Raw genomic sequence first — 22,664 nt, 5'->3', positions numbered from 1 at the left:
CGCATGACAGCACGTCACATCGTCGCGATCGGTGGCAGTGACGCCGGCATCAGCGCGGCGCTGCGCGCCCGGGAACTCGACCCCACGACCGATGTCACCGTGGTCGTCGCCGACGCCTACCCGAACTTCTCGATCTGCGGCATCCCGTACTACGTCTCCGGGGAAGTCACCCATTGGACCAACCTGGCCCATCGCACCGCCGCCGATTTGGCCGCCACCGGCATGCGGGTGCTCACCGACACCCGCGTCACCGCGATCGATGCCGAGCAGCGCACCCTTGACGTCCTCGACCCCACCGGCGCGCCACAACAGCTGTCCTACGATGCCCTGATCGTCGGCACCGGCGCCGTCAGCGTCCGCCCACCGATCCGCGGGCTCAGCGGCCCCGACGCGCTCCTCCCGGCCGATGGGGTGCACGTACTGCACTCCATGGGCGACACCTTCGCTGTCATGGACTCCCTGCAGCAACGCAACCCCGCCACCGCGGCGATCGTCGGCGCCGGCTATATCGGCCTCGAGATGGCTGAAGCCCTCACCTCCCGCGGCATCCGCGTGACCCAGATCGAAGCGCTGCCCGAAGTTTTGCCCACCGTCGACCCCGAACTCGGCGCCCTCGTGCACGCCGAATTGGAACGCAACGGGGTCGAGGTCCTCACTGGCACCGCTGTCACCGCAATCACCCGCAGTGCCACCGGAGCGCTCACCGTCACCGCCGGCCATGACAACCAATTAGTTTCGCGCACAGTCGATTTCGTCCTCGTCGTCGTCGGAGTCCGGCCCGACACCGAACTCGCCGCGGACGCCGGCGTCCGCCTCGGTGTCAAAGGCGCCATCGATGTCGACGAAGCCATGCGCACCAACCTGCCCGGCATCTTCGCCGCCGGCGACTGTGTGCACACCCATCACCGGCTCCTCGGCATCACCTGGTTGCCGTTGGGCACCACCGCGCACAAGCAAGGCCGCGTGGCCGGTGAAAACGCCGTTGGCGGCCACGCCGTCTTCGCGGGCAGCCTGGGCACCCAAGTCGTCAAGGTCTTCGACCTCGTCGCCGCCCGCACCGGCCTGCGCGAACATGAAGCCCTCGTCGCCAACCTCGGCTGGACCCCGGTCACCAGCCAATCGAGTCCCGATGACCACAAGGCCTACTACCCGGGCGCCACCCCCATCCACATCCGCATCTGCGGCGACCAACACAGCGGCCGCCTGCTCGGCGCTCAACTCGTCGGACACCGCGGCGCCGAAATCGCCAAACGCATCGACACCTATGCCACCGCCCTCTTCCACGAAATGACCATCGACAGCCTTGGCGAGCTCGACCTGTCCTACACCCCGCCACTCGGGTCGCCCTGGGACGCCACCCAAGTGGCCGCCCAAGGATGGGTACGCGAACATCGGTCGGCAACTCCCCGACCCTTAACCGCCTAACCAAATATCGGGACGGCACGCCGTTCGATGCGCGCGTGCCGAGTTCGCCGTCGATGGCGTCCCGGCGCAGGATGTTTCGCGAGAGAACGGAAGGGGCCCCCGGAGCCCCGAGGCGCTCAAGCGCCGAAATTGGCTGCACCACTGAGTTTTCAGGCATTTCGGCGACGAGTTGCGATGTACGTGGGTCGTCGACGTCAAGCGCGCGCGGACGTGTCCTGCCAGTTGGGGGCAGGGTGCCCGGATGTGATCGATGAGAGCCGTCGACGGCAGGTGGTTTCCCGGGGAACGGGGTTGTCACCCATCACGCGAAATATCGTCGGATACGTTCGAATTCGCCGCCGGGAGGGCTACCATCCGATTGACGGGAGTCGCGATCGACGGTCCGGATCACACGGGTTGCGGGAGGCGTCAGATGTCGTTTGTGATTGCAGCGCCGGACGTGTTGGCGACGGCCGCAGAGAATCTCGCGGGTATCGGTTCGTCGCTGGCCGTGGCCAATGCGGCGGCCGCGGTCCCGACAAGCGGGCTGGTGGCCGCTGCTGGTGATGAGGTGTCGGCGGCCGTCACGGCGTTGTTCTCCGGCTACGCGGAGCAGTATCAGGCGCTTGGCGCTCAGGCGTCGGCGTTTCATGCCCGGTTCGTGCAGGCGCTGACCGGGGCCGTGGGCGCGTATGCGGCGGCGGAGGCCGCCAATGCCTCGCCGTTGCAGACGCTGGGGCAAAACCTGCTGGGTGTGATCAATGCCCCCGCCGCCGCGTTGTTGGGCCGCCCCTGGATCGGCAATGGCACCAACGGTGCCCCGGGAACCGGGGAGGCCGGTGGGCCCGGAGGGTTGTTGTTGGGCAACGGCGGCAACGGTGGCTCAGGCGCCCCCGGGCAGGCCGGGGGTGCGGGTGGGGCCGCCGGGCTGATCGGCAACGGCGGGATTGGCGGGGCCGGCGGCGCCGGCGCGCCGGGCGGCATTGGCGGCACCGGCGGGTGGCTGTGGGGTAGCGGCGGGGCCGGCGGCGCCGGCGGCGTCGGCGGCGGGTCCGGTGGGGCGGGAGGAAACGCGCTGATGTTCGGCATTGGTGGCAACGGCGGACCCGGCGGGGCCGCCAGCGGAACCGGGAACGGCGGCGTCGGCGGCGTCGGCGGCGCCGGCGGCAGGCTCGTCGCCATCAGCGGTGCCGGCGGGAACGGCGGTGCGGCTACCAGTGGAACCGGCGGGGCCGGCGGGGCCGGCGGCGACGCATTGGGCCTGTTCTTTGGCCAGGGCGGGGCCGGCGGCAATGGTGGTGCAGCCACTACGGGAACCGGCGGTGCCGGCGGGGCCGGCGGCACGGGTGGCGCCGCCAGCCCCATCGGGATCGACATCGGCATCGGCGGGGCCGGCGGGCACGGCGGCGCCGGTACCAGTGGCGGCGCCGGTGGCGCCGGCGGTATCGCCGGTTCTTCGGGCAGTGTTTTTGCGATCGACTTGATCTGGGGCGGTGCCGGCGGCAATGGCGGTGCGGCCACCACCGGGACCGGCGGGGCCGGCGGTGTTGGCGGCTTCGCTCTTGCCCCCGACTTCATCGGGTTCGCCGTGTCCTACGGCGGCGCCGGCGGGGCCGGCGGGGCCGCCACCGGGATCGGCGGCACCGGCGGAGCCGGCGGCGCTGGTGGCACCGGCATCGCGATCGTGGGCGCCGGCGTCGGTGGCGCCGGCGGGGTTGGCGGGGCCGCGACCGGTACCGGCGGGCACGGGGGCGCCGGTGGCGAGGGCTTCGGGCTGCTGGGCGTGGGCGGTGCCGGCGGGCACGGCGGCGACGCTCCCGCTGGTACCGGCGGCAATGGCGGAGACGGCGGCTACGCCCTGGGGGCCATCGGCGTGGGTGGGAACGGCGCCGGCGCCGGCACCGGCGTCGGTGTCAACGGCGCCAACGGCGGCAACGGCGGCAGCTCCTTCGGCGCACTCGCGGCCATCGGCGGGGCCGGCGGAACCGCCGGCCCCGCGACCAGCGGAAACGGTGGGTTCGGCGGTGGCGGCGGCAACGCTGAGGGCCTGTTCTTTGGCCTGGGTGGAGCCGGCGGGAATGCCGGCGACGCCTCAACAGGATTCGGCGGAACCGGCGGTCCCGGCGGCACGGGCACCGCCCGCAGCTACCTCGGGATCAATATCGCCATCGGCGGGGCCGGCGGGCATGGCGGCGCCGGTACTAGTGGTGGTGCCGGTGGCGCCGGCGGCGCCGCGCTTTCCTACGGCGTCGTTACGGTCGCCCTAAACCTGGCCGGGGCCGGCGGCAATGGCGGCGCAGCCACCACTGGGACCGGCGGCCCCGGCGGTCCCGGCGGCGCCGCCTTTGCCCCCGTCGATTTCCTCGGGTTCGCCGGGCTGCACGCCGGCGCCGGCGGGGCTGGCGGGGCCGCCACCGGGACCAGCGGCACCGGCGGGTCCGGCGGCACCGGTGGTTTCGCCGCCGCCCTGTGGGGCGCGGGCAGCGGCGGCGCCGGCGGGGATGGTGGGGCTGCCACCGGGGCCGGTGGGACCGGCGGCGACGGCGGCGACGGTGGCAAGGCCGAATTAGTTGGGGTCGCCGTGGCCGGTGCCGGCGGGCATGGCGGCGAGGCCCCCACCGGTACCGGCGGCGACGGCGGCGACGGCGGCGGCGCCCTCGGGTTGTTCGGCTCGGGCGGGAACGGCGGCAACGCCGGCAACGGCGGCGGGGCCGCCGACGGCGGCAACGGCGGAGACGCCGGGCTCGTCGTCAACGGCACCTTCAACCCGTCGATATACGGCGACGGCGGCAACGGAGGCAACGGCGTCAACGGTGGCAGCGGCGGTACCGGCGGCCGCGCCGGCCAGTTTGGCGGCACACCGGGGAAGCACGGATCGCCATAGCTGGATGAGCGGGCGCCGACGGCCGGCACTGCCGGCGCCAATCTCTACGGGTCCGGCGCCTCTCGATGACTTTTTACGTGCAAGCCGTGGTGCGCGTGACCACGGGCCACGCCGCCGTTGAGCCGCCCCAGAGGCCCGCACATCGCAGGGGTGCCAGCTGATGAACGGACCGAGCTGGCAGCCACGCTGGCCTACACCCGGGTGATCCTGGCGATCAAGACGGCGACCGATCATGACCGCCGGCCCGGACAATATCTTTCTGTCGGGGTCGACCCGATTCCTGACGGTACCGACGCTGTCGGAGTCACTCGCCGGACGGATAGCGATCCTCGACCTGTGGCCGCTATCTGTCGCCGAGCGGGCAGGTGTCCGGCCGGAGATCGTCACGCAACTGATCACAAACCCGCAAGCGCTCCTGAGCATCGAGGCCGCGCCCGTCAGGCGCCACGACTATCTGCAGCTGGCCCACACCGGCGGCTTTCCGGAAGTTGTACAGCGGCCCGCGGGTCGCGCCCGCAGCCGATGGTTCTCGGACTTCTGCGCACGGTGACACAGCGCGACGTGCGTGAGCCGAAGCAGATCGAGCAGAGCGAGCGCCTACCTCGGTTCATGCGCTACCTGGCCGCGATCACCGCGCAGGAGCTGAACGTGGCCGAAGCGGCGCGGGTCATCGGGGTCGACGCAGGGACGATCCGCTCGGATCTCGCGTTGTTCGAGACGGTCTATTTGGTGCATCGCCTGTCGGCCTGGTCGCAGAATCTGACCGCGAAGATCAACAAGCGCGCCAAGATCCACGTCGTCGACAGCGGTTTCGCCGCCTGGCTACGCGGGCAAAGCGCCGACTCTCTGGCCAGGCCAGCCGCGCAGGGCTCGGGCCCGATCAGGGAAACGTTCGTGATCAACGAGCCGATAAAGCTACGTGCGGCAGCCGATCTCGAGGTCGACTTGTATCACTTTCGCGACCGCGACGGATCAGAGATCGACTGCATCCTCCAGACATCAGACGGTCGCATCGTCGGTGTCGAGGTCAAAGCCTCGGCAACAGGGAACATCCACGACTTCCGACACCTGTCATTCGCGCGCGACCGACTCGGCGGCCAGTTCACCACCGGCGTGGTCTTCTGCACCGGAGCCGGAGCTCTGCCGTTCGGCGACCGGTTAATGGCCCTACCCATCAACCTCCTCTGGAACGGACAACCCGTCTCCGGCCTGTGGTCGCATACCCAATTGCCTTACGGCAAGGGCGCGTTGGAACGTCGTCCACCGACTGCCGCCAGGCACGGGTCCGTGGATCGGAGTCGGGAAGCCACTCGCGGAAATGATCGGGTTATGTCTCTGGTGGCTTCGTAGCGGCCTCGCCGCGTGGTGATCGTCGCTGCCGCTCGGCGGCCGCCACGATCCGAGAATCGTGAACACGCGGCAGCGCCGCCATCGAATGCACAAGCCGGCATTCGGTTGCTACGAAGACGAATTCGCCGACTTCCCGAAGGGCGCGGCGCGGCTGCATACTTTGCCGTCCCGCGCCGGATAGCCTGGCGCCGCGTACCACGAAAAGGGAACCGAGTCCTGATCCTGCACGGGTTCTGGTCCGCCTCGAACGGTCTGTGTTTGTGGGCGGAGGATTCCGACCTGACAATCAAGAGCCCTAGCCAGGGGCTGCGCGCCGCCCGACCGCATCCGTTCGCCGCGCCCGCCGACGTAATCGCGGGCATCCATGCCCGTAAGGCGGGTGGGGGCACCGTTGGCGCAGCGCACACCCTCGGCAAACCGACACACCGATGGTTGATAGGGCCAAGGGGTTTTGAGGAATCAATCAGGTCAGCTGTCGACGCCGATCACATCGCGACGAACCCGAGCTCCTCAGCGACCTTGCGTTGTGCCTCGTCGCGGGAGGCGAACGCCTTCGGCTCGCCGGGTTCGAGCAGCGATGGAACAACAAGTGCGGCGACCGCCAGATGCCAGGCGTCCATTGCGCGCAGCGCATGCCGGCGAACGAGTTCCAGAGCGTGCCGCTCCACCTGGTCTTGTGGCGCGCCAAGCATAGCCACCGGGCCCGCGAGGTCGGCGTCGAGCACCGCAAGCAACCCCTTCTCATCACCGCGGCCTGCGCGCGCTGCACGAACCAGCGCGCCCGAGACCTCGATCCGTGTCCACGTCCCGGTAACGGTGGCAATCTCGGGGTCAGCGAGCAGCGCGGCAGCGTGGTCGTGTCCGTCCTCATCGACAAGGTATGCACGTGCGAGAACCGAGGAGTCCAGGTACGCTATCACGGCCGCTCGCGCTCTTGCGCGAGCAACCGATCGACTTGCGGGCCCAGGCCGCGGGTTGACTCAATTATCCGCCGGCGCCGGGCCGCACTCACCGGCCGCGCGTTCACCCTGCTCAATGTGCCTGCCGCGGCCGCCGCAGCGCGTAACTGCGCGCGCCGATCGCCACTGTCGGCATCGGCCGCCGCGTCGAGGATCTCGGTCGCGAGCGCGTTCAGGCTGCGCCCTTCACGCGCGGCGCGGGCGGCCAACCGGCGGTGAATGTCTTCCGGTACCCGGAGCAGTAGCTGCTTCACACCCCGATGCTATCACTGCATAGCTAGTGATAGCACAGACGCGGTAATGGGTGGCGAGGACGACCACCGCATCCATCGACAATGCGTCCTGCCTCGAGCAACGCAGCCAGGAACGAAGTCGCAGCCGCCAGTGAGTTCAGGAACCCGCCTCCACGTGGGCGGGGCTCGGGTCGCTGGTTGACACGCTCGTGAAACCTCCAGGAACCCGCCTCCACGTGGGCGGGGCATTACTTGACGAGCAAATACCCGACCTCAGCGGGCCCAAAGCGGTGGCGGCGCTGGGCGTCATCCTGGCGCACCGTCGATGCGTCGAGTTGTTCACCTCCCGCGTCGAATCTACTAACCGAAGCCCGCGGAGCAGTTCCTTAACCCGGACGGCCGACGGGCAGCTCCGTCACCCTTCGCCGAACCACGATGGCGGCCATTGATGGTCGCGGACAGGACGCCGACGGACGGAACGATCTTCCCGCGCCGCGCGTCGACCGATGTTCCGACGGCCATGCGGGAGGTCAGCCTGCGGCGGATTTTGGCGGGAAAATGCAATCGCCAGCGGTGATCGGCCCCACCAACAACCGGTGAACTGCGCGTTTCCTGTGGCCAGGGGCGGGATCGAACCGCCGACCTTCCGCTTTTCAGGCGGACGCTCATACCGACTGAGCTACCTGGCCGGAAGGCAGCATGTGCCTCGCCGTACTGGCGACCCTGACGGGACTCGAACCCGCGACCTCCGCCGTGACAGGGCGGCGCGCTAACCAACTGCGCCACAGGGCCTTGCTGTGTTGTCGCTCCGCGGCACCGCGTCGCAAGTACCCCCTACGGGATTCGAACCCGCGTTACCGCCTTGAAAGGGCGGCGTCCTAGGCCGTCTAGACGAAGGGGGCCAGAACCGAATCTCTCCGGGGCACTCGCAACTCACAGTTGGGAGCCACGCCAGCTTAGGTCACCGCAGGCCTAATCCTCAAACGAGCTGTGTTTCCAACGCAGTATCCTGAATTTTTGCGCCCCTATAGCTCAGTTGGTAGAGCTACGGACTTTTAATCCGCAGGTCCCAGGTTCGAGTCCTGGTGGGGGCACCACGAGAGCGCCAGGGGGGCACCACAGGGCACCGGGACGCCTATCGCGGGACCCAAGGGACCCTCGACCACGGGTGCGGCGGTTCGGGCGCCACACGACTTGGCTATGCTTCGCGGGATGAATGACGCCGAGGTCTCCCCAAACGCACCCGTCGCCCTGGTGACGATGGAAATCCGTCACCCGGCAACCGATTCCCTCACCGAATCGGCGAGCCGGGAGCTCAAACAGCTGCTCGCCGATCGCTTGCCGATCGAACGCCAGGCACAGGACGTCGCTTGGGGGATGGCCCCAGGTGGGCAACCAGCCCCCACGGCGGACCGCTTCGTCCGCTATGTCAACCGCGACAACACGCTGGCCGCCTCTCTGAAGACGCAGGCGGTCGTCATCGAGACCACCGCCTACAGCAACTTCGACGCCCTGTGCGACCTCGTGATGCACGTCGTGGACGCCCGCGCGCAGGTCTCGTCAATCGTGGGACTCGAGCGCATCGGCCTGCGCTACATCCTCGAGCTCCGCGTCCCGGCGGGCGTCGATGGCCGCATCGAGTGGAGCAACTGGATCGACGAGCAGCTGCTCGGGCCGCAGCGCCTCACCCCCGGCGGCCTGTTCCTGACGGAGTGGCAGGGGGCCGCGGTCTACCGCGAACCGCAGCCGGGTAAGTCGCTGATCGTGCGCTACGGACCCGGAGTCGGCCAGGCGCTCGACCCGAATTACCACCTGCGCCGAGTAACGCCGGCCCAAACGGGCCCCTTCTTCCTGCTGGATATCGACAGCTTCTGGGCTCCCGGCGGCTCCATCCCCGAATACAACAGAGATGCGCTGCGGACGACCTTCCAAGACTTGTATGGTCCGGCTCAGAGCGTGTTCCAGGAGACCATCACCAGCCGCCTCAAGGACGAGCTGCTTCGGCAGTAGGGCGACGTCAGCCACGGTCAACCGCGAAGCCGCCGGTTGAATCGCCTCATCACATCAGCACAGCGTTGGCATAGGTCACATCGGCAAACGCCGCGGCGAGTTCGTCGTCGGGATAGACAAAGCCATTGGCCTCGTGCAACTCCTCGACCGTGCGGGACGTGGTCTGCCAGCCACTGCGGGTCAGGTGGTCGATGACGTGGCTGGGCTGGCCGTGGTAAACGAGTTCGTTCAAGTCGAGCTCGAACCCGAGCTCACTCATCCGTTCGTGGTGGCTGCGCCAGCGCTCGTCGGCGAAAATCGCGGTGTCTGGCACGAATTCAAAGGCCAGCCGACTGCCGGGGGCGCTCAAGGCGGTGATGTGGTCGAACAGCGCGTCCGCGGCCGCGTCCGACAGGTAGACGAGCAACCCTTCGGCACTCCACGCCGCACGCGCCTGCGGGTCGAATCCCGCCGCCTGCAGCGCGCTGCCCCAGTCGTCGCGCAGGTCGACCGCGACGGTCCGCCGCTCGGCGGTCGGCTGGGCGCCGAGACCGCTCAGCGTCGCCGTCTTGAAGGCGATGACCTCCGGCATGTCGACCTCGTAGACGACGGTGCCCGCCGGCCATGACAGGCGGTAGGCACGCGCGTCCAGGCCGGCCGCGAGGATGACCACCTGACCAATGCCGCTGTGTACCGCATCGACGAAGAATCGATCGTAGAACCTGGTGCGGCAGGCCATCCCCTTGGCCATTCGTTCCGGATCGAACTCGGAGTCCTCGCCGGTGGGAATCTGCCAGTCAACCAGCCGCGTGTAGACGTCCAAACCGACGGCACGCACCAGCGGCGCCGCGTACGGGTCATCGATGAAGGCATACGCCGGGTCGGCGGCCAGCGCCCGCTGGGCGGCGACCATGGTCGCCGTCGCCCCTACACTCGTCGCGAGATCCCAGCGATCATGCTCCGTGCGCACCGTGCCGCTCCCTCATCCGGAGGCCGCTATAAATATAGATAGCCTAGTTACTATCACAGCCTCAGCCACATCGCGCGGACTACCCTTTCGAACCATGACCGACTTCGCCCAGCGCACCATCGACCTGGCCCGCCGCAACGTCGCCGAGGGGGGTCGCCCATTCGCGACCGTGATCGTCAAGGACGGCGAAGTCCTCGCCGAGAGTGCCAATAAGGTTGCGCAGACCAACGACCCGACGGCCCACGCGGAGATCCTCGCCATCCGCGAGGCATGCACCAAGCTGGGCACCGAGCACCTGGTCGGTACCACGTTCTACGTGATAGGCCATCCGTGTCCGATGTGCCTGGGATCGCTCTACTACTGCTCACCCGACGAGGTCGTCTTTCTGACGTCGCGGGACGCTTACGAGCCGCATTATGTCGATGTCCGCAAATACTTCGAGCCCGCCACCTTGTACGCCGAGTTTGCCAAGGAATGGCAGCACCGACGCCTGCCCATGCGCCAGGATCCTCGCCCGGAGATCAGGGCCGCCGCCGTGGATGTCTTCCGGTTCTGGCAGGAATGCAACGGCGGCGAGCGCATCGCAAGCAACGATTCGCCCGCCTGAACCGGCCTCGAACGACCTCAAGCTTGACATCACACCGTGCCAACGCACTATTGTCTGCGTATGCATGCAGATAATAGACCAGTTCGGTTGCCAGACGATCAGGTCGGTCTGGTGGTCGAGGTGTTCCGGATGCTGGCCGATGCCACCCGCGTGCAGGTCCTGTGGTCGCTGGCCAGTCACGAGATGTCGGTCAACGACCTCGCCGAGCATGTTGGCAAGCCGGCACCGTCGGTCTCCCAGCATCTCGCGAAGTTGCGGATGGCACGGCTGGTCCGCACCCGCCGAGACGGAACCACCATCTTCTACAGCCTGGAGAACGACCACGTCCGCCGGCTCGTCATCGACGCCGTCTTCAACGCCGAGCACGCCGGTCCCGGGGTTCCTCGTCATCATCGCGCCGACGGACGGCTGCAGGCGGTCGCCGAAGCTTCGACTACCGATGGGTGAACGAATCTACCGTAAACACAACACATTTCGCACGAAGGAATGACGTCGATGGCCGATCAGCACACCCATGACAAACCGCACACGCACGAGCACCACCATGGTGACGTGACGCACACACATGCGCATACCACGCACGAGCACGACCACGTCGAGCACCAGCACGCGCACAGCCACGACGACGGGACCGAGCACGATCATCGGCACGTGCATCAGACCGGCCTCGAAGACGTGCACAGCCACGCCCACGGGTAACGCCGAACACCGGCGGCGCCTCGAAGCCCAGCTGCGACACCGGACCACCGCTGGCCACGCCGTCGGACCCGCGAGGCGTCGCCCCGCCGCCCGCGAGGGGCGACCGGAATCCCCGCTCGTTTTGAGCGCTGGTCAGGGGATGGGGAGCCGACGTATGTTGAGTCACCGGTCGGTTTACTTGGCGTGGGCAACTCGGACTACATGCGTTGTCACTTTGGAGCTTGACGGTAGGAGCGATGTGCAGGCCAGTCAGAGACGGCGTCGCTGGTCCGGGGTCCCCCTCGAGGATCGCCACGCCTTACGTCGCGACAACCTCATCGACGCCGGCGTCCAGTTGCTCGGTGGGGAGGATGGCCCCGCGCTGACCGTCCGCGCGGTCTGCCGCCACGCCGGCCTGACCGAGCGCTACTTTTATGAAAGCTTCTCCGACCGTGAGCAATTCGTGCGCGCGGTGTATGACGACGTCTGCACGCGAGCGATGGCCGCGCTCACCTCCGCGAAAACCCCGCGGGAAGCCGTCGAGCAATTCGTCGCCCTGATGGTCGATGACCCCGTGCGCGGCCGCGTGTTGTTGCTGGCGCCGGCGGTGGAACCGGTACTGACCCAGTCCGGCGCGGAATGGATGCCCAGTTTCATAGATTTGCTTCAGCACAAGCTTTCCCGGATCCCGGATCCCGTTCTGCAAAAGCTGGTCGCCACCAGCTTGATCGGGGCACTTACCGGCCTGTTTACCGCCTACCTCAACGGACAGCTGGGAGCCACCCGCACACAGTTCATCGACTACTGCGTCGACATGCTCCTCAGCACGGCGGCGACCTACCTGCCGCAGCGGGAGCGGGGCGAAGCCGGGCGCGCCATTCCAGCCGCGCAGCGCGACTGACCGCCGGCTGCAGCCGGGACCCGCAACCTGCGAGATCCGCAGGCGGCGCGGACCGCCGGTCACGTCGCCACACCGAACGCAAACTTGATGCTACTGGCAGACACAGATATATTGAGTGCAACCCCCCGACACAGATAACTGGAGGCCCCATGTCAGCCCCGCTGACCGACCTACAGCTGTTGCAAGAACTTGAACCGGTCGTCGAGCAGTACTTGAACCGGCACCTGAGCATGCACAAACCGTGGAACCCGCACGACTACATCCCGTGGTCGGAAGGCAAGAACTTCTACGCGCTCGGCGGCCAGGAGTGGGACCCCGAGCAGAGCAAGCTTTCCGACGTCGCCCAGGTGGCGATGGTGCAGAACCTGGTCACCGAGGACAACCTGCCGTCGTATCACCGCGAGATCGCGATGAACATGGGCATGGACGGCGCGTGGGGGCAGTGGGTCAACCGCTGGACCGCCGAGGAGAACCGGCACGGCATCGCATTGCGCGACTACCTGGTCGTGACCCGTTCCGTCGACCCCGTCGAGCTGGAGTTGCTTCGTCTCGAGGTGGTCAACCGCGGCTTCAGCCCGGGCCAGAACCACCAGGGTCAGTACTTCGCCAACAGCCTCACCGACTCCGTGCTCTACGTCAGTTTCCAGGAATTGGCCACCCGGATTTCGCACCGCAACACCGGCAGGGCCTGCAACGACCCCGTGGCCGACCAGCTGATGGCCAAGATCTCCGCGGACGAGAACCTGCACATGATCTTCTACCGCGACGTCAGCGAGGCCGCGTTCGACCTCGTGCCCAACCAGGCGATGAAATCGCTACACCTGATACTGAGCCATTTCCAGATGCCCGGGTTCCAGGTGCCCGAGTTCCGGCGCAAAGCGGTGATCATCGCGATGGGCGGCGTGTATGACCCGCGCATCCACCTCGACGAGGTCGTCATGCCGGTGCTGAAGAAATGGCGCATCTTCGAGCGCGAGGACTTCACTGGTGACGGAGCCGAGTTGCGCGATGACCTTGACCGCCTGATCAAGGAACTCGAGATTGCCTGCGACAAGTTCGAGGTGTCCAAGCAACGCCAACTCGAGCGGGAAGCCCGTACCGGCAAGAGGGTCACCGCACACGAGCTGCATAAAACCGCGGGCAAGCTGGCGATGAGCCGCCGGTAGCCCGGCGACGATGCGGAGCGCGCAGCGCGATGAGGTGGGGTATCCCCAGCCGCGAAGCAGCGAGGGGCAGAGGCGGGCAGTCCAGCCTAGCCCGGCCTTGCGCATAGGTCCGATCGAGCTCGCCAGCCCGGTGGTGCTGGCTCCGATGGCCGGTGTGACCAACGTCGCATTCCGGACGCTGTGTCGCGACTTTGGTTCGATGCGGGGCGACCCGCTACGCCCGGCTCCGCCGCGCCTGCGATCCCCACGAGAAGGATCGAAGATCGGCACGGTCAGCGGGTTGTACGTCTGCGAAATGGTGACCGCACGCGCGCTCGTCGAGCGCCATCCGGCAACCATGCACATGACGACCTTCTCCCCGGACGAATCCCCACGCTCGCTGCAGCTCTACACCGTCGACCCGGCCACCACGTACGCGGCGGCCAGGATGATCGCCGACGAAGGCTTGGCCGATCACATCGACATGAATTTCGGCTGCCCCGTGCCGAAGGTGACCAGGCGCGGGGGCGGCGCGGCGCTGCCGTTCAAACGGCGGCTGTTCGGCCAGATCGTCGCCGCAGCCGTACGCGCCACGGAAGGCACCCAAATACCGGTCACCGTCAAGTTCCGCATCGGCATCGACGACGTCCACCACACCCATCTGGATGCCGGCCGCATCGCCGAAGCCGAAGGCGCCGCCGCGGTCGCGCTGCACGCCCGGACCGCGGCCCAGCGGTACTCCGGCGCCGCCGATTGGGAGCAGATCGCCCAGCTCAAGCAGCGGGTGCGGACGATCCCAGTGCTCGGCAACGGCGACATCTACGACGCCAGCGATGCGCTGACCATGATGGCCGCTACCGGATGCGACGGCGTCGTCATCGGCCGTGGATGCCTGGGCCGGCCGTGGCTGTTTGCCGAGCTGTCGGCCGCGTTCACCGGCGGCCCCGCGCCGACCCCACCATCACTCGGTGAGGTCGCCGACATCATCCGCTGGCACGGCACGCTACTGGCCGCCCACTTCGGCGAAGAGAAGGGCATGCGCGATATTCGCAAGCACATCGCCTGGTACCTACACGGCTTCCCGGCCGGATCCGAATTGCGACGGGCGTTGGCGCTGGTCAAGACGCTCGAGGAGCTCGATCGGCTGCTAGACGGGTTAGACCGCGCCATTCCGTTCCCGGATGCGGCCACCGGCCGGCGGGGCCGGCAGGGTTCGGCCGCGCGCGTCGCCCTGCCAGATGGCTGGCTAGACGACCCCGACGACTGCCGGGTGCCCGCCGGGGCGGACGTCATGCATTCGGGTGGCTGAACCGAGACGCTCTCGAAATCGCGTCTCGGTGGATAAATCAGTACGATGTGGAGCTTGCCGTACTGCGCTTTGCGGCGGGACCGGTTTTGTTCCGCTGCACGGGGGGTTACCAGTGCGGCGCGACCCCACGGGCGGCGTGGCGTTCATCACGATCGCACCGCCCTGACCAGCGCGCACGGACACCGCTGATGTCCGTCCGTAACGAGTTTCGGAGGCCGGTAGGACATGGGTGACGGCGCGAATTACGCCGGTCTAGCCCGCCGGCGCGCGCCTGGCGGCGACGGTCAGTGGATCAGCCCAAATCCGCAGGAAACACGGGGCGCCGCGCCGTGGGAGCGGTTCTCCACGCCAGCGCACCACGACGGCCCCCACCGATGGCAGGTTGAGCTGCCGGACGAACCCGGGGACGACCGTTCCGAACAGGTCGGATGCCACGTCAACGGCGGCGTCAGCGTCGCCGAACTGATCGCCAGACTCGGCGCCTGCGTGCCGGATCAGCCCGCCCGCCACCACGTCGCCCCGGATACCGAGCCGCTCGGCGCCTTCCCCGATGACCCCGACGACGAGGCGGACACCCAGGTCATCACCTCGCCGGCCTACTCCTTTGAGCTCGCCTCGGAACTACCCGACCTCGGGAACCACTGCGCGGATGGCAGCGACAACTCCGAATCCGATCCGACTCGCGTGAAGGCGCCCAGGCGTAACTCTCGCCGACGCCCGATGTTGCTGGCCGGACGCTCGCTGGCGGCACTGTTTGCTGCGCTGACGCTGGCCTTGACCGGCGGCGCATGGCAGTGGAGCGCGTCGAAGAACGACCGCCTCAACATCATTAGTGCGCTCGACCCGAATTCGCGTGACATCGTCGACCCCAATGCGCAATACGGCGACGAAAACTTCTTGGTCGTCGGGATGGACTCTCGCGCCGGAGCCAACGCCGATATGGGCGCCGGCGACACCGAAGACGCCGGGGGCGCACGGTCGGACACCGTGATGTTGGTCAACATCCCGGCGAGCCGCAAACGCGTGGTGGTGGTGTCGTTCCCTCGCGATCTGGCGATCACCCCGCTGCAATGCGAGGCCTGGAACCCTGACACCGGCAGGTACGGCCCCATCACCGACCCCAAGACGGGACAGACGGGTCCCCGCATGGTGTACACCGAGACGAAACTGAACTCGGCCTTCTCCTTTGGCGGCCCGAAATGCCTGGTGAAGGTCATCCAGAAGCTCTCCGGTTTGAGCATCAACCGGTTCATTGCCATCGACTTCGTCGGTTTCGCGCGAATGGTTGAGGCCCTCGGTGGGGTGGAGGTGTGCACCACCACCCCGCTGCGGGACTACGAGTTGGGCACGGTGCTCGAACACGCGGGACGCCAGGTCATCGACGGGCCGACCGCGTTGAACTACGTGCGCGCCCGCCAGGTCACCACCGAAGAGAACGGGGACTACGGCCGGATCAAACGCCAGCAGCTGTTCTTGTCGTCACTGCTGCGTTCGCTGATCTCCGAGGACACGTTGTTCAATCTCAACAAGCTGAACAACGTCGTCAACATGTTCATTGGCGACAGCTACGTCGACAACGTCAAGACCAAGGACCTGGTGGACCTCGGTCAGTCGTTGCAAGGCATCGCGGCCGGGCACATCACGTTCGTCACGGTGCCGACCGGCGTGACCGACCAGAACGGCGACGAGCCCGCGCGCACAGCCGACATGCGGGCACTCTTCGACGCCATCATCAACGATGATCCGCTGCCCGGCGAAAACGACGCGAACGCCCAGAACCTGGGGAAGATCACCACGCCCGCGCCCACTACCAAGAAGCCGTCGCAGGCCAACCCGAACCCCGAGAGCCACCCGGTGCAGGTGACGACAACCTCTCCGCACGACGTTACCGTGCAGGTCTCCAACTCGACCGGCCAAACCGGTCTGGCCACAACCGCCACCAATCAGCTGCAGCGCAACGGCTTCAACGTGATGACGCCGAACGATTATCCGAGTTCGCTCAAAGCCACGACCGTGTTCTTTTCGCCCGGCAACGAGCAGGCCGCCGCGACGGTCGCGTCCGCGTTTGCCAATGCGAAGGTCGAACGGGTCAGCGGTATCGGTCAAGTGGTTCAGGTCGTCCTGGGCCCAGACTTCAACGCGGTCACCACCCCCGCACCTAGCGGCTCCTCGGTGAGCGTGCAGATCGGTCGCGGCACCAGCGGCCCTCCCACCAGGCTGCCCGAGGACCTGACCGTTACCAACGCGGCCGACACCAGCTGCGAGTAGCCGCCGTCGCACCGTGCTTTGTCGTCCTTTCGGCCGGCAGGAACGTAGGCTTGACGACATGCGGACCGCCTACCATGAGCAGCTCTCGGATTTGTCCGAGCGTCTCGGTGAGATGTGCGGGCTGGCAGGGATCGCGATGGAGCGGGCAACCCAAGCCTTGCTGCAGGCCGATTTGGTGCTGGCCGAACAGGTGATCTCCGACCACGAGAAAATTGCGAGATTAAGCGCCCGCGCGGAGGAGAGCGCCTTCGTGCTGCTGGCCTTGCAGGCGCCAGTCGCCGGCGATCTCCGAGCCATCGTGAGCGCCATCCAGATGGTGGCTGACATCGATCGGATGGGCGCCCTGGCACTGCACGTCGCCAAGATCGCCCGCAGACGGCATCCACAGCACGCGTTGCCCGAAGAGGTCAACGGCTATTTTGCCGAAATGGGCAGAGTCGCAGTCGAATTGGGCAACAGTGCGCAAGAGGTGGTGTTGTCCCGCGACCCGGAGAAAGCCGCCCGGATCCGTGAAGAGGACGACGCGATGGACGACCTGCACCGCCACTTGTTCACCGTGCTGATGGACCGGGAGTGGAGGCACGGCGTGGCGGCCGCCGTCGACGTGACGCTATTGGGACGGTTCTACGAACGCTTCGCCGACCATGCCGTCGAAGTGGCCCGCCGCGTCTTCTTCCAGGCCACCGGCAGCCTTCCCGAGGACGAGGCGACCCCGAGCCCGGGCTGAGCTGGATTGCCCGACTTGCCCCCTCGCCGCTTCGCGGCTGGGGTACCCCCACCTCACCCCGCCGCGCGGGCTGCATCGTCGTCGAGCTAACCGAAGCGTCCGGAGATGTAGTCCTCGGTGGCCTTCCGACTGGGGTTGGAAAAGATCTTCTCGGTGTCGTCGATTTCCACCAGCCGGCCGGGCTTTCCGACGGATTCCAGGTTGAAGAACGCCGTCTGATCGCTGACCCGCGCAGCCTGCTGCATGTTGTGGGTGACGATGACGATGGTGTAATCCTGTTTCAACTCACTGATCAGATCCTCGATGGCCATCGTCGAGATGGGGTCCAGCGAGGAGCACGGCTCGTCCATCAGCAACACATCGGGTTGCACGGCGATGGCGCGTGCGATGCACAACCGCTGCTGCTGCCCTCCGGACAACCCACCGCCGGGCTTGTCCAACCGATCCTTCACCTCGTCCCACAGGTTCGCGCCGCGCAGTGAGTATTCGGCGGTTTCATCGAGCACCTTGCGATTGCGCACACCTTGTAGCCGCAGACCGGCCACCACGTTGTTGCGGATCGACATGGCGGGGAACGGGTTCGGCCGCTGGAACACCATCCCGATGGCGCGGCGAACACCGACCGGGTCGACGCCGGGGCCGTAGATGTTTTCGTCGTCGAGAAGCACGGTCCCCTCGACCCGCGCACCGGGGATCACCTCGTGCATCCGATTTAGGATGCGCAACACGGTCGTCTTGCCGCAGCCCGACGGACCGATGAACGCTGTCACGCTTCGCGGCAGAACCGACAGGGAGACATCCGCCACCGCCTGAAACGACCCGTAGTAGATGTTGACGTCCTTGAGGTCCAACCGTTTGGCCACTAGACCACCTGCCTACGACTTGGTGAAAAGATCTTCGCGACCGCCCTGGCCGCGATGTTGACGACGGCGATTACCAGGATCAGTGTTAACGCGGCGCCCCACAACCGATCGGCGGCAACCGGATTGGTGCCAGCGCCAGCCGATATCTGGTCATACATCATGCCAGGCAACGATCCCAGGAAACCGCCAACCACGTTGAAGTTCATGGCCTGCGAATAACCGACCAGGACAAGCAGCGGCGCCGTCTCACCCATCACCCTGCCTAACGCCAGCATGATCCCTGTGACGATGCCGGACAGTCCTGTCGGGATCACGACCCTGGCAATGGTTTTCCACTTGGGGATCCCCAGCGCGTAACTTGCCTCGCGGAGATCTGCCGGAACGATGCGCAGCATCTCCTCCGTCGCCCGCACGATCACCGGCAGCATCAACAACGCCAGCGCCAATGACACCGCGAACTCCGATCGAGGAAAACCCAACGTTCCCACACCGACTGCGTAGATAAACAGTGCCGCCACGATAGAGGGCACACCGGTCAGGATGTCCACCATGAATGTGACGAGCCTGCCCAGGATTGTTTCACCACCGTATTCGACCAGAAAGATCGCGGCCAAGAGGCCAATCGGAACAGAAACCACAGCGCATAACAATCCCTGTAGGACCGTGCCAACGACGGCGTGGTAGGCACCGCCACCAGCCACGAACGCGGTCATACCAGCTTGTGAGTGCGTCCACCACACGGTCGATGTGACCGCCTTGAACCCCTTGGCGATCACCGAGCTCAGCACCCACAGCAACGGTGTCAGGGCGATCACCGTCGACAGCGTCACCAACGCGGTCGCGACGTTGTTCGCGACTCGGCGGCGCCGCCCGACCCCCGAGAGCGTCCGGGCCTTCAGGGGACGGTCCAACATCGAGGTCATCGGTTTCGTCTTCCGGTTCTGGTTACCAGTCCGGCTACGGCCGCGCGCGCCAGGGCGTTGACCACGAAGGTAAGCAGGAAAAGCACCAGTCCCGCGGCGATATACGCGCCGGCCTTGTATTGGTCGGTGAATTCCCAAGCGGCGCCAGCGATCTTGGTTGCGAAGGTGGAACCGCCGTCGAACAGCGACCAACCGAACGCTGCCTGGGTGCCGCGCAGGATGATCAACAGCGCAACCGTCTCACCGAGGGCGCGGCCCAGCCCCAGCATCGCGCCGCTGACATATCCGGATCGCCCGAACGGCAACACCGTCGTCTTGACCACCTCCCACCGCGTGGCGCCGAGCGCCAGCGCAGCCTCGATCTGACCCTGCGGAGTCTGAACGAACACTTCGCGCGTGACCGCGGTGATGATCGGCAGGATCATCGCCGCCAAGACGATCCCGCCGGTGAAGATGGTGCCGCCACCGGTCACCGATGAATTGCCGGTGGCGAACAGGAAGCACCAGCCCAGCGAGTGGTTGAGCCAGGTCGCCATCGGCCGCAGCTGGGGGGCCAGCACGTGCAGGCCCCAGACGCCGTAGATGATCGAAGGCACCGCGGCGAGCAGATCCACGACGTAGGCCAGCGCCCCGGCAACCCGTCGCGGGGCGTACTGGGTGAGGAAGATCGCAACCCCCAGCGCGACCGGCATCGCCAGCACTAGCGCGAACAACGACACGAGCACGGTCACCTGCAGTAGATCTAGGATGCCGAATCGCATCGCCGACGGGTCGGTTGTGACCCAGACGCCCCTGTAGTTAAGAAAATTCGCTTTGTTGCGCGCGAGCGCCGGCATCGAGCGCCAGAGCAAGAAAGCTCCGATCATGACGATCAGGACGACGATCAAGACACCGGAACACTGCGACAGCCACCGAAAGATCCGGTCTCCCATTCTCGGTTTGGCGCTGCCCCAAGGGCTGATCGGGACGACTGGAGGTTCGGGGAAGGGGGCAGCGACGACTGCACCCGAACCTGCGTCGGCCGGGTTTGGCGTTGTCACGGTGAACCCATCACGGTTGGCAGTGCCGTCCCTCCGCTGACCCTCTTTCGGTCCTGTTGATCCAAGTCACTCGTGGTCAACCGGTCATTCCATTGCGTTGACCGCGATGACCAGGCGCTCCCTGACTCTATCTGGCAAGGGAACGCAACCGATGGCGCCGGGCGTGACCTGCACGGCCTGGACCACACCAGCCGACCTCTGGGCACCTTCGCCGACACCGCCCTGAAACTCGGTGCCGACACCTCTGCTCCAGCTCTCTGGTGCGGCGGCGGTCAGATACTTCTGGAAGTTATCGGTGGTTCCCGACGAGTCCGACCGGTGGATGGGCGTAGTCGAAACCCCACCGCAGAGTGTCACCGCGACCACCGCCGCCGCCAGCCGCTTGGGCACCGTGCCGAGCCTCACCGATCTCGCTTTCTTCACTGCATTGTCGACGGTTGCCGGCGCTGCTTGCCGTTTCCCCACACGGAGGTTGCGTTGCCAACTCAATCGGAAGATATGCGCCGTCGGCGGCCAAACGACGTCCTGGTCGGTGAACGACAGCTGAACAACCGGAGTTCACCTGGGATTTCGGTCAGCCGCCGGTGGCGGGCTGCGCGTAGGCGGTGTCGACGCTGTAGGTGGTGAAACCCAGGCTCTGATAGGTCCGCACCGCGGCGAGGTTGTCCGACTCCACGTAGAGCATCACGGTGGGGTCGTCGGAGCCCGCCAGCCGTTGCGCCAGCGACGCGATGCCGATCGACGTCAACACCTTACCGAGCCCGCGGCCCTGCGCCGATGGGTCGACACCCAGGACGTAGACCTCGCCCAAGCCCGGCCGCTCGGCATGAACTTTGGTCCAGTGAAAGCCGATCAGCCTGCCGGCCTGTTCGGTTGAGGAGTCGTCGAAGGCGAGGAATAACCCCGCGGGATCGAACCACGGCTCGTCGCGCCGCTCGGCGAGCTGCACTGCGGTCCAGCCGCCCTGTTCGGGATGCCCGGCGAACGCGGCGTTGTTGACCCGCAACAGCTCGCTGTCATCCGACGGGCCCGCGTAGGTGCGAACCCGCACCTCGCGGAACCGGTCGGGGATCTCCGGTTCGGGGATATCACCCAGGGTGCGGCGCAGCTGCACCAGTTCGCGGACCGGAACCAGGCCCAGCGCGGATGCCGTCGCCCGGGCAGCCTCGAGGGTGCCGTGCGCCCAGAACTGGTTATGCCCGGCGGACCTGGTCAATGCCGCGCGCGCCATCGAGCTGCCAACACCGCGGCGACGGGCCCGCGGGTGTACCACGAGCTCGGCCATCGCGCCAGCCGATTCACGCGGCGCACCAAGATTGAGGTAGCCGATGACCGTTTTGTCCGAGCGCGCATCGGTAACCAGTAGATGCTCGGTGCGTTCCCGGCCGAGTTCCCGCAACACCTGCTCACCGACGGGGGCTATACCGTCGAATTCGGTTGCCGCCGTGACGAGTTCGCGCACGCCCTGCTGCTCGTCGGCGGTCAGCGTCCGGCGCCAGTCAAGCGTCACTGACTGCGCAGCGGATCGGCCAACGGGTCTTGCAAACTGTCTTGGCCGGGCTCGGCTTCTTCGCCTGCGTCTTCGTCGGGGTCGGCGACCGGCGATCGGCCGCGCGCCGGTCGAACCGCCTTGTACCCCACGTTGCGCACCGTCCCGATCAACGCTTCGTGCTCGGGGCCGAGCTTGGCCCGCAGTCGCCGGACGTGCACGTCGACAGTCCGGGTGCCGCCGAAGAAGTCATAGCCCCATACCTCGTGTAGCAGCTGCGCGCGGGTGAACACCCGGCCGGCATGCTGCGCAAGGTATTTCAGCAGCTCGAATTCTTTGTAGGTGAGGTCCAGCGGACGGCCACGCAGGCGCGCGGTGTAGGTGCCTTCGTCGATTACCAGCTCTCCCAGGCTCACCTTGCCGACGCTTTCCTGGTCGGCCATACCGCCGCGTCGGCCAACCACCAGCCGCAGTCTGGCGTCGATCTCGGCGGGACCGGTGCTCGGCAACAGGATCTCATCCAGCCCCCAGTCAGCGCTGACCGCCACCAGCCCCCCTTCGCTAACCACCGCCAGGACGGGCGTCGACCGGCCCGCCGTGCTCAGCAGGCGGCACAGACCGCGCGCGGACGAGAGGTCGTTGCGCGCGTCGACAAGTACCGCGTCCGCGTTTCCCGCCTCCAGCAACGACGAGGCCTCCGGCGGCGCGGTACGCACGGTGTGGGAAAGCAGCGACAGCGACGGCAAAACCGGGTCGGGATACAGCTCCGAGGTCAGCAGTAATAGGTCCAACAAGCCCCTCCAGCCTGGTGGGAAAGGCATCTCCCAATTCATCGCGCCATGTGGCGTTAGCGGCCAGCTCATCTAACGATAACGTGCCACCTGGTCTTCCGCGCTGCGACGATGCGTTCCGGGACGGAACGCTG

General features: G+C 66.9%; 19 protein-coding genes, 4 tRNA genes and 3 pseudogenes. 14 read left to right on the top strand and 12 right to left on the bottom strand.

Going from position 1 to position 22,664, the window contains the following annotated elements:
• Positions 1 to 3 precede the first annotated feature (3 nt).
• The 4 genes and pseudogenes from G6N24_RS00905 to G6N24_RS00890 all read left to right on the top strand — a co-directional run.
• Entirely contained in the window at positions 4 to 1,425 is a 1,422-nt protein-coding gene (locus G6N24_RS00905) for an FAD-dependent oxidoreductase (RefSeq protein ID WP_085161409.1), read from the top strand.
• A 412-nt stretch (positions 1,426 to 1,837) separates the two neighbouring features.
• Positions 1,838 to 4,288, top strand: a complete 2,451-nt coding sequence (locus tag G6N24_RS00900) for a PE family protein (RefSeq protein WP_163745380.1) — start codon at positions 1,838 to 1,840, stop codon at positions 4,286 to 4,288.
• 201 nt (positions 4,289 to 4,489) lie between these two features.
• Positions 4,490 to 5,500: pseudogene (locus tag G6N24_RS00895) on the top strand (ATP-binding protein); the annotation flags it as partial.
• Between the two features lie 315 nt (positions 5,501 to 5,815).
• A pseudogene (locus G6N24_RS00890) lies at positions 5,816 to 6,013 on the top strand (hypothetical protein); the annotation flags it as partial.
• A gap of 110 nt (positions 6,014 to 6,123) precedes the next feature.
• On the opposite strand, the gene G6N24_RS00885 reads toward G6N24_RS00890, so the two are convergent.
• The 5 genes from G6N24_RS00885 to G6N24_RS00865 form a co-directional block, all read right to left on the bottom strand.
• On the bottom strand, positions 6,124 to 6,558 hold the full coding sequence (locus G6N24_RS00885; protein ID WP_085160158.1) for a type II toxin-antitoxin system VapC family toxin: 435 nt from the start codon (positions 6,556 to 6,558) through the stop codon (positions 6,124 to 6,126).
• Entirely contained in the window at positions 6,555 to 6,851 is a 297-nt protein-coding gene (locus tag G6N24_RS00880; protein WP_085160160.1) for a FitA-like ribbon-helix-helix domain-containing protein, read from the bottom strand. The genes G6N24_RS00885 and G6N24_RS00880 overlap by 4 nt, the downstream gene beginning before the upstream one ends.
• Before the next feature lie 594 nt (positions 6,852 to 7,445).
• Positions 7,446 to 7,519, bottom strand: a tRNA-Phe gene (locus G6N24_RS00875).
• 26 nt (positions 7,520 to 7,545) lie between these two features.
• Positions 7,546 to 7,622 (bottom strand) — tRNA-Asp (locus G6N24_RS00870).
• Between the two features lie 36 nt (positions 7,623 to 7,658).
• Positions 7,659 to 7,732 (bottom strand) — tRNA-Glu (locus tag G6N24_RS00865).
• A gap of 119 nt (positions 7,733 to 7,851) precedes the next feature.
• On the opposite strand from G6N24_RS00865, the gene G6N24_RS00860 reads away from it, so the two are divergent.
• Positions 7,852 to 7,927 (top strand) — tRNA-Lys (locus G6N24_RS00860).
• A 103-nt stretch (positions 7,928 to 8,030) separates the two neighbouring features.
• On the top strand, positions 8,031 to 8,840 hold the full coding sequence (locus tag G6N24_RS00855; protein WP_085160162.1) for a TIGR04255 family protein: 810 nt from the start codon (positions 8,031 to 8,033) through the stop codon (positions 8,838 to 8,840).
• A gap of 49 nt (positions 8,841 to 8,889) precedes the next feature.
• Here the strand turns inward: G6N24_RS00855 and G6N24_RS00850 are convergent, their stop codons facing one another.
• On the bottom strand, positions 8,890 to 9,732 hold the full coding sequence (locus G6N24_RS00850) for an SAM-dependent methyltransferase (protein WP_085160164.1): 843 nt from the start codon (positions 9,730 to 9,732) through the stop codon (positions 8,890 to 8,892).
• 151 nt (positions 9,733 to 9,883) lie between these two features.
• Here G6N24_RS00850 and G6N24_RS00845 point away from each other — a divergent pair, with 151 nt between their 5' ends.
• The 8 genes from G6N24_RS00845 to phoU all read left to right on the top strand — a co-directional run bounded on the left by G6N24_RS00845 (position 9,884) and on the right by phoU (position 17,424).
• Positions 9,884 to 10,396 (top strand): nucleoside deaminase, encoded by a 513-nt coding sequence (locus tag G6N24_RS00845; protein ID WP_085160166.1) that lies wholly within the window; start codon positions 9,884 to 9,886, stop codon positions 10,394 to 10,396.
• A gap of 60 nt (positions 10,397 to 10,456) precedes the next feature.
• On the top strand, positions 10,457 to 10,843 hold the full coding sequence (locus G6N24_RS00840; RefSeq protein ID WP_085160168.1) for an ArsR/SmtB family transcription factor: 387 nt from the start codon (positions 10,457 to 10,459) through the stop codon (positions 10,841 to 10,843).
• A 48-nt stretch (positions 10,844 to 10,891) separates the two neighbouring features.
• Entirely contained in the window at positions 10,892 to 11,095 is a 204-nt protein-coding gene (locus G6N24_RS00835; RefSeq protein WP_085160190.1) for a zinc transporter Slc39a7, read from the top strand.
• A 238-nt stretch (positions 11,096 to 11,333) separates the two neighbouring features.
• Positions 11,334 to 11,975 carry a TetR/AcrR family transcriptional regulator gene (locus G6N24_RS00830; protein WP_085160170.1) on the top strand — a complete coding sequence of 214 codons (642 nt, stop codon included), beginning with the start codon at positions 11,334 to 11,336 and terminating at the stop codon, positions 11,973 to 11,975.
• 149 nt (positions 11,976 to 12,124) lie between these two features.
• A complete protein-coding gene (locus G6N24_RS00825) occupies positions 12,125 to 13,141 on the top strand; it encodes an acyl-ACP desaturase (protein WP_085160172.1) in 1,017 nt (338 codons plus the stop codon).
• Between the two features lie 10 nt (positions 13,142 to 13,151).
• A complete protein-coding gene (dusB, locus tag G6N24_RS00820; RefSeq protein WP_139822377.1) occupies positions 13,152 to 14,429 on the top strand; it encodes a tRNA dihydrouridine synthase DusB in 1,278 nt (425 codons plus the stop codon).
• Positions 14,430 to 14,654: 225 nt separating this feature from the next.
• Positions 14,655 to 16,697 (top strand): LCP family protein, encoded by a 2,043-nt coding sequence (locus tag G6N24_RS00815; protein WP_085160176.1) that lies wholly within the window; start codon positions 14,655 to 14,657, stop codon positions 16,695 to 16,697.
• Between the two features lie 58 nt (positions 16,698 to 16,755).
• A complete protein-coding gene (phoU, locus tag G6N24_RS00810; protein ID WP_085160178.1) occupies positions 16,756 to 17,424 on the top strand; it encodes a phosphate signaling complex protein PhoU in 669 nt (222 codons plus the stop codon).
• Positions 17,425 to 17,510: 86 nt separating this feature from the next.
• Here phoU and pstB read toward each other — a convergent pair whose 3' ends face one another.
• The 6 genes and pseudogenes from pstB to G6N24_RS00780 form a co-directional block, all read right to left on the bottom strand.
• Positions 17,511 to 18,287 carry a phosphate ABC transporter ATP-binding protein PstB gene (pstB, locus tag G6N24_RS00805; protein WP_085160180.1) on the bottom strand — a complete coding sequence of 259 codons (777 nt, stop codon included), beginning with the start codon at positions 18,285 to 18,287 and terminating at the stop codon, positions 17,511 to 17,513.
• The gene (gene pstA, locus G6N24_RS00800) at positions 18,287 to 19,210 is read right to left on the bottom strand and encodes a phosphate ABC transporter permease PstA (RefSeq protein WP_085160182.1); all 924 of its coding nucleotides are present in this window, start codon (positions 19,208 to 19,210) and stop codon (positions 18,287 to 18,289) included. The genes pstB and pstA overlap by 1 nt, the downstream gene beginning before the upstream one ends.
• On the bottom strand, positions 19,207 to 20,250 hold the full coding sequence (gene pstC / locus G6N24_RS00795; RefSeq protein ID WP_085160184.1) for a phosphate ABC transporter permease subunit PstC: 1,044 nt from the start codon (positions 20,248 to 20,250) through the stop codon (positions 19,207 to 19,209). The genes pstA and pstC overlap by 4 nt, the downstream gene beginning before the upstream one ends.
• Positions 20,251 to 20,391: 141 nt before the next feature.
• Positions 20,392 to 20,580: pseudogene (locus G6N24_RS00790) on the bottom strand (substrate-binding domain-containing protein); the annotation flags it as partial.
• 244 nt (positions 20,581 to 20,824) lie between these two features.
• Positions 20,825 to 21,760 carry a mycothiol synthase gene (mshD, locus tag G6N24_RS00785; RefSeq protein ID WP_085160186.1) on the bottom strand — a complete coding sequence of 312 codons (936 nt, stop codon included), beginning with the start codon at positions 21,758 to 21,760 and terminating at the stop codon, positions 20,825 to 20,827.
• The gene (locus tag G6N24_RS00780) at positions 21,757 to 22,533 is read right to left on the bottom strand and encodes a winged helix-turn-helix transcriptional regulator (RefSeq protein WP_139822378.1); all 777 of its coding nucleotides are present in this window, start codon (positions 22,531 to 22,533) and stop codon (positions 21,757 to 21,759) included. Before G6N24_RS00780 ends, mshD begins: the two co-directional genes overlap by 4 nt.
• Between the last annotated feature and the right edge of the window lie 131 nt (positions 22,534 to 22,664).

The sequence above is a fragment of the Mycobacterium lacus genome, from assembly GCF_010731535.1.
Classification (GTDB): domain Bacteria; phylum Actinomycetota; class Actinomycetes; order Mycobacteriales; family Mycobacteriaceae; genus Mycobacterium; species Mycobacterium lacus.
Note: the sequence above shows the minus strand (reverse complement) of the source record. Positions and strands in the feature narration are given on the sequence as shown.